The organism is Pusillimonas sp. (assembly GCF_044464525.1).
GTDB lineage: Bacteria > Pseudomonadota > Gammaproteobacteria > Burkholderiales > Burkholderiaceae_B > Pusillimonas.
The window spans coordinates 100,088-112,069 of sequence record NZ_JBIQLE010000011.1 but is presented as its reverse complement, the minus strand read 5'-3'; the positions used below and the strand labels follow the sequence as shown (position 1 = coordinate 112,069).

General features: G+C 60.9%; 8 protein-coding genes and 1 pseudogene. 5 read left to right on the top strand and 4 right to left on the bottom strand.

The genetic code is table 11. From position 1 onward, the window contains the following. Positions 1 to 379: pseudogene (locus ACIY1O_RS08385) on the top strand (hypothetical protein); the annotation flags it as partial. Positions 380 to 496: 117 nt separating this feature from the next. On the opposite strand, the gene bfr reads toward ACIY1O_RS08385, so the two are convergent. From bfr to rpoN, 3 genes are all read right to left on the bottom strand, one after another. Further along, positions 497 to 967, bottom strand: coding sequence for a bacterioferritin (bfr, locus tag ACIY1O_RS08380; protein WP_397474635.1), 471 nt, complete (start codon positions 965 to 967; stop codon positions 497 to 499). Between the two features lie 347 nt (positions 968 to 1,314). Continuing rightward, positions 1,315 to 1,581 carry a (2Fe-2S)-binding protein gene (locus tag ACIY1O_RS08375; protein ID WP_397474634.1) on the bottom strand — a complete coding sequence of 89 codons (267 nt, stop codon included), beginning with the start codon at positions 1,579 to 1,581 and terminating at the stop codon, positions 1,315 to 1,317. A 147-nt stretch (positions 1,582 to 1,728) separates the two neighbouring features. Next, on the bottom strand, positions 1,729 to 3,150 hold the full coding sequence (rpoN, locus tag ACIY1O_RS08370) for an RNA polymerase factor sigma-54 (RefSeq protein WP_397474633.1): 1,422 nt from the start codon (positions 3,148 to 3,150) through the stop codon (positions 1,729 to 1,731). Between rpoN and ACIY1O_RS08365 the strand changes: the two genes are divergently transcribed. Both ACIY1O_RS08365 and leuA read left to right on the top strand, forming a co-directional pair. Beyond that, positions 3,149 to 3,730: a hypothetical protein gene (locus tag ACIY1O_RS08365; protein WP_397474632.1), complete on the top strand. Its 582-nt coding sequence runs from the start codon at positions 3,149 to 3,151 to the stop codon at positions 3,728 to 3,730. The two genes, rpoN and ACIY1O_RS08365, sit on opposite strands and share 2 nt — an antisense overlap. Before the next feature lie 405 nt (positions 3,731 to 4,135). Continuing rightward, positions 4,136 to 5,836, top strand: a complete 1,701-nt coding sequence (gene leuA, locus ACIY1O_RS08360) for a 2-isopropylmalate synthase (protein WP_397474631.1) — start codon at positions 4,136 to 4,138, stop codon at positions 5,834 to 5,836. Positions 5,837 to 5,902: 66 nt separating this feature from the next. Here leuA and ACIY1O_RS08355 read toward each other — a convergent pair whose 3' ends face one another. Then, complete coding sequence (locus ACIY1O_RS08355; RefSeq protein WP_397474630.1) at positions 5,903 to 6,247, bottom strand: DUF1840 domain-containing protein; 345 nt, start codon at positions 6,245 to 6,247, stop codon at positions 5,903 to 5,905. 96 nt (positions 6,248 to 6,343) lie between these two features. Here ACIY1O_RS08355 and ACIY1O_RS08350 point away from each other — a divergent pair, with 96 nt between their 5' ends. Continuing rightward, a complete protein-coding gene (locus tag ACIY1O_RS08350) occupies positions 6,344 to 10,204 on the top strand; it encodes a phospholipase effector Tle1 domain-containing protein (RefSeq protein WP_397474629.1) in 3,861 nt (1,286 codons plus the stop codon). A 91-nt stretch (positions 10,205 to 10,295) separates the two neighbouring features. Next, positions 10,296 to 11,981, top strand: coding sequence for an arginine--tRNA ligase (argS, locus tag ACIY1O_RS08345; RefSeq protein WP_397474628.1), 1,686 nt, complete (start codon positions 10,296 to 10,298; stop codon positions 11,979 to 11,981). The last annotated feature ends 1 nt before the right edge of the window (position 11,982 follow it).

The following is an 11,982-nucleotide window of genomic DNA, read 5'->3' as shown; positions in this document are numbered from 1 at the left end:
GTTGGACGAAACCAAATCCAACCAGGCCATTGCGGTGGCAACCCCCTCGACCACCATGGTTGAGGCCCAACAGATACCCGCCGGCGGCGGCTCGAGCAGCTTGAGCGGCATCGCCGACGTGGGCGAGCTGATGGGAAGCCTGAACCAGGGCGCGCCCATACAGCCTATCGAAGCGCCCGATGTACCTTCCCCCCACGTGGCGGCACAACCAGTGGGCAATTCCGGCGCCTGGCAGGCCCGTCTGCGCCAAGACCTGCAAGCTTGCGATGCCGAGAGCTTCTTCGACCGGCCCAGCTGCGCCTGGGCGGCACGCAACAAGTACTGCACACCGAACGGCGCTTGGGGCAAAGTGGCAGACTGCCCGGCCAAGAGCTTCTAGCTTTTCGCAGCCCGCTTGCCTGCCCGGAACTTATCCGGATGCGGTCGAACGACCGCAAAAAATAAAAGCCGGCCCTTTTCAGGGCCGGCTGCGTATACACGGATGGGAATAAGCCGCTTATTCTTCCATCTGCGACTGCAGGTAATTTTGCAGCCCGACTTTTTCAACCAGCTCGATTTGGGTTTCGAGCCAATCAATGTGCTCTTCGGTGTCGTCGAGAATTTTCTGGAACAAATCGCGCGAGACATAATCGCGTACCGACTCGCAGTAGGCCATGGCCTCGGTAACCGTCTTGTGGGCAGCCGTTTCCAGCTTGAGATCGCAAGACAAAATCTCTGGCACATCTTCGCCGATCAAGAGCTTGTGCAAGTCTTGCAAGTTGGGCAGGCCGTCGAGCATGAATATGCGCTCGATCAAGAGATCGGCGTGCTTCATTTCGCCGATGGACTCATCGTACTCGTGCTTGCCCAGCTTGTTGAAGCCCCAATGGTTAAGCATGCGGGCATGCAAAAAATACTGGTTGATGGCCGTAAGCTCGTTCTTGAGCTGTGCGTTCAAATGCTGGATGACAGTGGGGTCGCGCTTCATGACGTGCTCCTGGTAAACCCGACGGCCGCTTGCGCGGCCCGGAATTATTGATCTGTGTATGCTCTGGTTAGGCAATAGCCTACCATGGAGAAGGTAATTTATCAGTACCTTCACAAGGCGGAAAACGTCCGGAAACCCGCATGAATACAGCATTTCGCTGAATAAGAATGAGTTCGCTTGTCGCTAGCAGTACCTGCGCAAGGTCGGCGCCATGCGGCTCAGCGCATATCAGGGGGTGGCGAAAAGCAGGTAACTATTTATGACTGCAAGGCGGGAACAACCTGCCCGGGGCCGGTTCTGCGAAAGAGAGCCTGCCTGAAGAATATTGTTTCTTTTTGTAAAAGGGCTCAGGCGCGGCGCGCAACCACACGTACCGTCATGCCGCCCAACGAAGCATCGTTGGCGGCTTCTTCGACAACTGCGCCGATAGCGGTGCCTGAAAGATGCTCAGCCTCTCGCCCGCCCGGGAGATACTCGCTGGCGGTGTCGGCGCAACGGCCGCAACACATCGCGACACCCAGATCCACCTGGAGGTCGACGAGCGTTTCAGCTCCGTCTGCGACGGCCTTGATGACCTGGCGCTCTGTGATGGCGCTACATATACAAATGAACATGAGAATAATTATTATCCAGCTTTCAAGAAAAAGCAACGACAAAAACCGGGTTCTATTGCAAAAATTGTAAATGAGTCAGGGGCTTGGTGGGTATTTCAAGCATCGCAACAGTCGATGTGCGCCTGCCCGCCTTAGTGCAAGCGAGCACTAGCGAACGCTGTCACCATCCAGGCGCGCCCGCGCACGACGCTGCGCGGCGGGGGGAATGCCCGCAGCCTCGCGGTATTTGGCCACGGTTCGACGCGCGATCACAACGCCGCGCTCGCCCAGCATGGACGCGATCCGACCATCCGACAAAGGCTTGCCAACCGGCTCACCCTCGACAAGCTCTTGAATGACTGAACGCACCGCAGCGGACGAAGTCGTGTCTCCATCCTCAAGGCCAACGGCGGTTGTGAAGAAATATTTGAGTTCGTACATACCCCAGGGTGTCTGGATGTATTTTTGCCGAGTAGAGCGCGACACGGTGGACTCATGCATCTGCAGTTCCTGGGCGATGTCCCGCAGTACAAGCGGCCGAAGCGCCTGTTCGCCGAGTTCAAAAAAGGCCTGCTGATGTTCCACCACTGCTCCGGCAACACGCAGTATGGTGTCGAATCGCTGCTGAATGCTTTTGATCAGGCCATGAGCCTCTTGAAGCCGTTGCCGCAGGGGATCGCCGCCCGCATCACCGGTCTGGCGGATGATGCGCTCATAGGCCGAATCGACTCGCAAGGCCGGCTTCACAGCCGAATGAAGAAATGCCCGCCACACGCCGCCCGACTTACGCGCAATAACCTCCGGCCGCACATAATCGGCAACGTCCGAGGCCCAATCTCGCCCCGGTTTGGGATCAAGCCGCAGGAGCAGCCGCCGTGCCTCGAGCAGGACGTCTTGTTCGTATCCCAATTGCCGGCGCAAGCCGGTCAGCTTGCCCGAGGCCAGTAACGCCAGGTGTCCTGCAGCCAGTTTGCGAGCGCAGTCCACTACCTCAACGCCCGCAGTGCAATCCAGACGTCCAAGTTGCAGCAGCAGGCATTCGGACACCGACGCCGCACCCACGCCGGGCGGATCAAACGACTGGAGCAAACGCAGCGCAACCAGCCAGTCGCCGCTTTCGACGCCCAACTCGGCCGGAAGCAGCGCGGCCAGTTCATCCAGCGGAGTCGTCAGGTAACCGTTATCGTCCAGCTCTTCGATCAACAGCTCCACCAACACGCGGTCGCGCTGTGTCGCTCTGGTTAAACGCAACTGTTCCAGAAGATGTTGGCGCAAGGTGGGCTCAATCGTGGCTTCGCGGGGTGCATAATCATCGCCGTCACGAAAGCGCGACATCGGCTCGCCCGATACGTCGAAACTCCTATCATCCTGTAACGAGTCTGTTTCCGAATCTGCGCCTTCGGTGTCATACTCTTCAACGCGTTCCAGCAAAGGGTTGTCGAGCAAAGCCTGGGCAATCTCAAGTTCAAGGTCTTGCGCCGAACACTGCAAAAGGCGTATGGCCTGCCGCAGTTGAGGAGTCAGCGCCAGTTGCTGATGCTGGCGCAGTTCGATTGAATGGCGCGATTGCATAGGTAAAATGACCCGCATGAAACAAATATCAAGCACTCGGGCGGCCCCACAAGATCAAGCTGTGCTGCGCAGCGCCCTGCTAAAGCTTACAGCAACGCAAAAAATTCTGTGCACCGTGGTGGTGGCGGTGGTGGCCATCATCTGGTATGACCTCCTTACCCGGCTCATCGCGTTTGGAGACGGGGTCGATTACTCGGGCTTGCAGGCGCTCGGCGGCGATTCCATTGCGTTCCTGCAACGCTACAACTCTTTTTTCTGGTGGGTTCTGGTTGCATTGTGCACGCTTATCATCGCTTATCTTTTGTTCGGCTTCGTACGGGCAAGTGGGGAGCGGGTGCGAGGCAAGATCGTCAATGCCGACACTTTCCAGAGCCTGGTCGCTCAATTGTCCGAACCGGCCCGCGACGTCCTGCGCTGGGCATGGCAAGACCGCAGCCAGCCGGTAACTGTTGGGGTTTTACAACGCACCGCCGCCGAATTGAAGTCGGGCAGGGCGGGTAAAATCGATCTTACGCGCCAGCAAGCTCAGATACTGGCCGAACCGGCGGCTACCACCGATCCACGCCAGCAGCCGGTCGCTGCACAGCCGCTTTCCTGACTTGTCGCAACGCCTCGCCAACGGCGTGCTCCCGCTATAACGCGCCACGCCCCGACAGGCCCCGGCTCTTGCGCGCGCACGTAACAATGTTTAGACTATTAAATATGGAATTCACCAACGCCACCTCTGTATTTATTGCTTCCGGCAGCCCTGCTGCCGGTGCGGTGGCGTTTGCTCCCAATGCCGGCGTTTGCCGCGCTTCTCTTTCCGCTCTGGCCCTATCCCTGCTGCTACCGATCGGTTGCCGGGCCTAGCGTCGTGTGGCAGTTCGGCAGCCAGTCAGCCACGCCGATATTATTACGTCGTCAACTTGTGCTACTGAAGCCTGCGGGCTAATTCACGGTCCAGTGCAAATACGGCGACCAGACGACCCACACAAGAAAGAACTCCGTAGATAGGTGCCTTATGCTCTCTAACCCTTCCGACAAATATCGCCCGTTTGTTGCGTTTGAACGCGACTACGCTGAGCGCACCTGGCCCAGCAAGCGCATCACTCATCCCCCCATTTGGATGAGTACCGACCTGCGCGATGGAAACCAGTCTCTTATCGAGCCCATGAGCGTCGAGCGCAAGCTGCGCTTCTTCGAACAACTCATCAAAATTGGATTCAAGGAAATCGAGGTCGGCTTCCCGTCGGCGTCGCAGACCGACTACGATTTCGTACGCAAGCTGGTCGACGACAAGCGCATTCCCGACGATGTGACCATCATCGTGCTGACCCAATCACGCGAAGACCTTATCAAGCGCACGGTCGAGGCCGCCGCAGGGGCTAAAAAAGCCATCGTCCACCTGTACAACGCTTGCGCCCCCGCTTTTCGCAAGATCGTCTTCAACATGAGCAAGGACGAGGTTCGCGAATTGGCCGTCAGCGGCACCAAGCTGGTCAAGCACTACACCTTGCAGCACCCCGAAACGTACTGGCGCTACGAATACTCGCCCGAGGTCTTCAGTACCACCGAGCCCGAGGTTGCGCTTGATGTGTGCAATGCGGTAAGCCAAGCCTGGCAGCCAACGCCCGAATCCAAGATCATATTCAATCTGCCGGCCACCATCGAGGCCACCACGCCCAACCTGTACGCCGACCAGATCGAGTGGATGCACAACAACCTTCAGCGGCGCGACTGCATCGTGCTTAGCGTGCACCCGCACAACGACCGCGGCACCGCCGTGGCGGCCGCCGAATTCGCGGTCATGGCCGGCGCTGATCGCATCGAAGGCTGCTTGTTCGGAAACGGCGAGCGCACCGGCAACGTCGACCTCGTCACACTGGCCCTCAACCTGTACACCCAGGGCATACATCCGGGGCTTGATTTTTCCGATATCGACGAAGTGCGGCGCTGTGTCGAGTACTGCAACCAGTTGCCTGTGCATCCGCGCCATCCGTACGCGGGCGATCTGGTCTTTACCGCATTTTCGGGCTCGCACCAAGACGCCATCAAAAAGGGCTTTGCACAGCAGCAACCCGACGCCGTCTGGGAGGTTCCGTACCTGCCCATCGATCCGGCCGACCTGGGCCGCAACTACGACGCCGTCATCCGCGTCAACAGCCAATCGGGCAAGGGCGGGGTGTCGTACCTGCTCGAGCAAGAGCATGGGCTTGTGCTGCCTCGCCGCCTTCAAATCGAGTTTAGCCGCGCCATCCAGCGTGTGTCGGACGAGACCGGCGCCGAGGTTACCTCTGACGACGTCCACAAGCTGTTCAACAGCGAGTACCTCGGGCTCGAGACACCCTGGAAACTGGTGCGTCACCGCATCACCGGCACGCCCGAAGCCAAGAGCGGCCAGCAGTTCTCCATTGAGGTAGAGCTTAAGCACGGCGACGAAATCCGCCATCTTACCGGCCAGGGCGACGGCGCCATATCGGCCTTCGTCAATGCCCTCGACCTGGATGTGCGCATTATGGATTATCACGAGCACGCCATCGGTACCGGCACAGACACAAAAGCAGCCTGCTATGTGGAAATGCGTATCGGAGACGCTCCCACGGGCTTTGGCGTAGGCATCAATGCCGACATCGTGACGGCCTCGTTCCTGGCCATTCTTAGCGCGATCAACCGCCACGCAGCGGCTCACCCCGTCGAAAAGGCATCGGCCGTAGCGGTATAGGCCATGGCGATATAGCTTGACCGTACAGGCCCTAGGCCGGCTCTTTTGACAGGGCCGGCCTTTTTTCTACCATGAAGGCGCCGGCTCCCAGGTTACGTCGGCGCCATGCTGCTGTGCCAGCCTAAGCATGGCCAGCAATGGAAACGAGCGCTGGCGAAAACTGACCGGCAGCGAGATCGGGTGCTCGCGATCGTCATTGTCGTCGTCGCTTTCCGTATCGTCTGTGGGCGGCCCTTCGGCGATGGCCTTTTCGATACCCGCGATGGCGTCAGCCAATTGTTCGCTCGTGATGACACCGCGCTCGGGCAGAGTGTTGGTGTAAGGCTTGCCTGCTGCCTTGAGGATGGGCAGGGCATGCTGGGCAAACATAAGGACTTCGGCGGCGGGTTTGGAATAAAAGACAACTAGCATGTCGGTTTTCCTCAATAGACGAAGTTCTACACTACCCTAACATCCGAAGCGTGCCAAGCGGCATGATCAAGGTTTCTTTTCCATCTGGAAAGCCTCGTGATCACCCGCCTTTTGCTCGCTATTTTTCTTGCGCTTAAGCTTGCCTCGGCCCAAGCTCAAGACGTCTGCTCGCCGCCCGCGCTGGGGCATCCCTGCGCCCTAGAAGGGGTGGGCAGCCAAGGCCTGACCGAACCCGAACCGAGCTTGGGCATCGGCAACCCGGTGCACCTGGCCACCGGGAACAAGCATCAGCAAGAACTCGACCTTCCGTCGAATCCGGCCGCGCCGTTATTGCAGGTGCTGCGCCACTACAACTCCCTCGATCCGCGCCATGGCGCGTTTGGCCGCGGCTGGGGCACCTCGTACGACACGCGTGTCTACCGGGCGGGCGGCCGCATTCAGATCATCCAGGCCGACGGCAGCCGCATCATCTTCTCGGGCAACGCGCACAAGCCCCTGCGCAATCGCCACGGCGTGCTGCAGCAGGATGGAGCGCAATGGGTTTGGCGCTGGCCTGACGGTCGCAGCTTGCGCTTCGACCAGCACGGAAGGCTGACGCGTATTGTCGCGCCGGCAGCCGGCGCCCTATCCCAGGCCGCCACGGCTGCACCGGCGGTAATCGACATCGTCCGTCACAATTCGGCCGGGCCGCTGAATGGAGCCATCGCTCGCGTCACAACAGGCGCCGGCTCGCCAACCCGGGCCGAACTGCATTTTCAATATCGAATCAGCGCCGGGCGGGCTTATGTAAGCACAATCGAGACGCCTCTGGGGAGCTTCGATTATCGCTACGAGGCGGTAACCGGCGAACAAAGTACCGCCCCCTTGCGACTGATGTCCGTGCGCCGCCCGGATGGCCTGGAACGTCGCTATTTATACGAAGCGCAGCGGCAGTCGGGCATGCCGCACTTGATTACCGGAATCGCCCTGGCTGCCACTGGCAAGCAGCCCGCTACGCTGCGCACCCATAGCTGGGCTTATGACGTTCGCGCACGCGCCATCGAATCCTCACTGCATCATCCCGCCCACCGGGCTTATGCACTGCGCATCACATATCAGCGCGCAGCCACGGAGCGGCACACCGGGCTAACCGTCGTTGACGGAGCCGACGGTCGCCAAACACGCTTCGAATTCGCCCGGCACGCCGGCCGTTATGCGCTGCTCAAAGTCGATGGCGCCCAATGTCCGGGTTGCGCCGCACCGGGAACCCGCGCCGCCTACGATCAACAGGGGCGCCTCCGGCATATCAATGGCACTGAAATTCTGCGCAACGCGTCGGGCCGCCTGGCACGGCTGCAGCCTTTTGCCCCAGGATGGCCGGGGCTGAGCCTTGAGTTCGACGAGCTAGGCCGGCGCAAAGCCTGGCATGCCAATGCGACAGGCGCCGAAACCGTAAGCTTCAATGCCCAGGGAAGGCTGATAAGGCGGCGCTTTGCCAACGGCGACGCATGGCATTATGTTTACGACGCCCAGGGTCGGCCCCTGCGCATCACGGCGCATAACCGCAGCGCAAGCCACATAACCCGTCTAGGTTGGGACGGCTCAAGGCTGTCAGCCATACGCCATCCGCATGAAAACGAATCGCGTCACTACGACAGCCACGGTCGGCTCTCTGAAAGACGCCTGGTTCGATCCCTTCCGTCACCTTCGGCCGGTTTCGCCACGTCTGGCCATGTTGCCAATTTTCGTGAATACGTCGATCGCTTCGAGTACGACACTAAACACCGTCCGCTCGTCCACCACCTTCCCGAAGGAGGCGCCCTGCATTACGGCTGGAGCGCTGACGGAAGCCTGATGCGCATCGACTGGCACGACCCGCAAGGCCGGCGGCGCAATGTCATCCAGGCCTGGGCGGCGCAACCCGGCTATCGTTATGGCAATGGGCTGAGGCTGGCCGTGGCCTATAGGCAAGGCGGGGCTCGGGCATTGGCGCTCTATGACGACGACGTTGTCCTGTGGGACCATTTTCGTGCGCACGATGCCGGCGACCGTCCTGTACGCGAAGCCAACCACTTCCCATCCATGGGCACTGGGCGCCAGTGGCGTTACGCTTACGACGGCCAGGCACGCTTGATGGCCGCATCCTCGTCCGAGCTTCCGGCACCAGTTGCGGCACTGCCGCCGACATCCGCCGCTACACGCGTGAACCAGGATGCCTTGCGCACCAAACAAGAACACTGGTTCGCATGGCGACAAGATGGGCTAGCGCAGGCCGCCCGGCATAACGGCAGCTCTTCCCAGCCCCGAATTGAACGAGACGCTTCCGGGTTGCCCCAAACTGCAGATGGGTTCGACTTGCGCTACGGCCCTCAGCGCCGGCTGGAACAAGTACGGCGCAATAAACAGTTATTGGCCATATATCGGCACAATGCGTTCGGGCATCGCATCCAGGTGCTCACCCCCGACGAGGATATGCGTTATTTCTATCTCGACAACCGCGTTGTCGCTGAATTGCGTCGGCCTCGCGGCAAGGCGCCGCACCCCGAAGGCCTGCCGATTACCCGCCGATACATACATGCAGGCCACACCCTGGTAGGCGTCATCGACTATTCAGCCGCTCAGCCCGCAGGGACGCTGTACGCCGTACACACAGACTTGCTGGGCGCCCCGCACATGGTCACCGACTCGCACCGAAAAATTCGCTGGCTGGCCGATTACAGTGCGCTGGGTACGGCGCGCCAAACAGCGGGAGACCTGCGCTTCGACCCGAGGCTGCCAGGGCAGGTCGCCGATGCCTCCACCGGCTGGCACGACAACCTCTTGCGCACCTACGACCCGCGCTTCGGCCACTATCTCGAGCCCGACCCCTTGGGGCCGCTGCCTGGAACACAGGCATGGGGCTATGCGGGCCAACAGCCCCGGCGCTATGTTGACCCTCTGGGCCTGCTGCTGTTCGCCTTCGACGGTACCCGAATGAATGCGCACACCCGCGGAAATGTCTGGCTGCTCAGCCAACGCTATCTGGACGGCCCCGTGTTCTACCATTCGGGCCCGGGCAACCCCTATTATTGGGACCTGGACGCCTTGGCCGCGCATGTGGCGCCGCAAACCATCGAAACACAATGGCAGCATCTGCTCAATGCACTGCATGCCGCCCCGGTCAGCGCCGGCCAAGCCGTGCCCATCGACATCATCGGCTATTCGCGCGGCGCCGCCCTGGCTCGACATTTCGGCAACCTGATCGAACAACACATAGATCGCGGACTGTTCTCTTACGCCGATCCCCTACGAGGAAACGTCACAGCCTGTGTCGACCTGCGGTTCATGGGGTTGTTCGATACCGTGGCGCAATTCGGCCTGGGCGGCGCGCTTAATTCCCAGTACGATTTCAGCATTGCCGCGGCCTGGGGCTGGGTCGCCCACGCTGTTGCCCTGCACGAAAGACGCTCACTTTTCCCGCTATTGGCCGCCGGGCACGATGCCTCCGCCAATCTGATCGAAGCGCCATTTATCGGCGCGCACGCCGATGTCGGCGGCGGCGTGCCTCCCGACGCGTCACACGCCGGGCCGACACCCGGCGACCTGTCCGATGTCGCACTCAACTGGATGTTATGGCAAGCGCGCGCAGCCTCTGTGCCGCTGGGCGCCCTGGCGCCTGAACAAGCCACCGTCGCCAACCCCGTCGTGCACGATCCGCGCTCATCTCTGGTTCGCAGCCTGCATGACGGTGACCGGCGTGTCGACAGCCCTGACGGACGCACCCTGCATGACCGCCAGGACGAACACGCCCGCCTGGGAAGCGCGCAACGAGACGCCACCGAAGCGTTGATAAAACGCTATGAAGACTGGCACGGCAGTGGTTCGGACCAAGTGGGAACCGTCGACCTGGAAGCTTATGCCCGTTGGCTTCAGGATGAGCTTGGGTGGCACGCGGCGCCCCTCCAGGCCACACCTGGGGAAAATCACGCTATCATTTAAGCCTTTCCAAGCAATGCGCCGCCGCGCCTACGCGCGCCGGGCCGCCTCAAGGGCGGCGCCGGGGTCCGGTCGCCTACATGAATCTCTTCTTATGCTTTCTGGGCAACAACAGCAACTTATCTCCCTCATTCGCGCCGCGATCCAGCCCATCGTTCCCGACGCCACGCCCGCCATACTGCTGGAGAGACCCAAAGTCGCCAGCCATGGCGATCTTGCCACCAACGTGGCCATGCAATTGGCCAAGGCGGCTCGACGCAATCCACGCGAGCTGGCTGGGCAGATCGTGGAAGCCCTCACCGCCCAACCCGGCGCAGACGATCTGATCGCGTCCGCCGAAGTGGCCGGCCCCGGCTTCATCAACCTGCGCCTGACGAACGCCGCCCACCAGGCGGTACTCGACACCCTGCGCCACGAAGGCGAGCGCTTCGGCACGCAACCGGCTCGCAACGAAAAAATGCTGGTCGAGTTTGTGTCGGCTAACCCCACAGGGCCGCTTCACGTCGGCCATGCGCGCCAGGCCGCACTGGGCGACTCTTTGTGTCGCCTGCTGAGCGCACAGGGCTACGAGGTTACGCGCGAGTTCTATTACAACGACGCGGGAAACCAGATCGATAACCTGGCGATCAGCGTGCAGGCCCGGGCCAAAGGCATTGCGCCCGATGCGCCCGAATTTCCCGCCGATGGCTACAAGGGCGACTACATTCTGGACATCGCCCGCGATTTCGCCTCCAAGGCGACAGTGCAGGCCGCCGACGGCCAGTCGGTGACGGCCAGCGGCAACGCAGACAGCCTTGACGACATACGCCGCTTTGCGGTGGCGTATCTGCGTCGCGAACAAGACCTCGACTTGCAGGCATTCGGCCTTAAGTTCGACAATTTCTACTTGGAAAGCTCGCTGTACACCAGTGGCCGGGTCGAAGAAACCGTGAAGGCCCTCACCCAGGCCGGCCACACCTACGAACACGAAGGCGCGCTTTGGCTGCGTACGACCGAGCTGGGCACCGGCGACGACAAAGACCGTGTCATGCGCAAGTCTGAAGGCGGCTACACCTATTTCGTGCCCGATGTCGCCTACCACGTCGCCAAGTGGCAGCGCGGCTTCCATCATGCGGTAAATATCCAGGGCAGCGACCACCACGGCACCATCGCGCGCGTGCGCGCCGGTCTGCAAGGGCTCAACCTGGGCATACCCAAAGAATTTCCCGCCTATATCCTGCACAAGATGGTCAAGGTGGTGCGCGACGGCGCCGAGGTCAAGATCTCGAAACGAGCCGGCAGCTACGTCACCATGCGCGACCTGATCGACTGGGTGGGGCAAGACGCCGTACGCTTCTTCCTGGTGCAGCGGCGGGCCGATTCCGAATTCGTCTTCGACATTGACCTGGCCCTGTCCAAGAGCGAAGAAAATCCGGTTTACTATATTCAATACGCGCATGCGCGCATCTGTTCCATGCTGGCCCAGTCGCCCCAAGCCCAGGCCGGCATTGACCAGGCCAATGCCTCACCCCTGACCGCGCCCAGCGAAATCGCACTGCTTCAACGCTTGGCCGAATATCCCGCCGTCATTGCACAAGCGGCCCAAGAGCTCGCACCCCACCATGTGGCGTTCTGGCTACGCGACTGCGCTTCGGATTTCCACGCTTGGTATAACTCCGAACGTGTGCTGGTGGACGACGAAGCTCTGAAGCTGGCTCGTCTGCGCCTGGCCCAGGCCACGCGCCAGGTACTGGCAAGCGGGCTGCAACTACTTGGGGTTTCCGCCCCCGAAAGGATGTAAA

Coding starts and splice junctions, on each gene's coding strand:
- rpoN (WP_397474633.1), bottom strand. CDS start 3,150: ATGCGGGTCATTTTACCTATGCAATCGCGCCATTCAATCGAACTGCGC.
- ACIY1O_RS08365 (WP_397474632.1), top strand. CDS start 3,149: ATGAAACAAATATCAAGCACTCGGGCGGCCCCACAAGATCAAGCTGTG.
- ACIY1O_RS08375 (WP_397474634.1), bottom strand. CDS start 1,581: ATGTTCATTTGTATATGTAGCGCCATCACAGAGCGCCAGGTCATCAAG.
- bfr (WP_397474635.1), bottom strand. CDS start 967: ATGAAGCGCGACCCCACTGTCATCCAGCATTTGAACGCACAGCTCAAG.
- ACIY1O_RS08355 (WP_397474630.1), bottom strand. CDS start 6,247: ATGCTAGTTGTCTTTTATTCCAAACCCGCCGCCGAAGTCCTTATGTTT.
- leuA (WP_397474631.1), top strand. CDS start 4,136: ATGCTCTCTAACCCTTCCGACAAATATCGCCCGTTTGTTGCGTTTGAA.
- argS (WP_397474628.1), top strand. CDS start 10,296: ATGCTTTCTGGGCAACAACAGCAACTTATCTCCCTCATTCGCGCCGCG.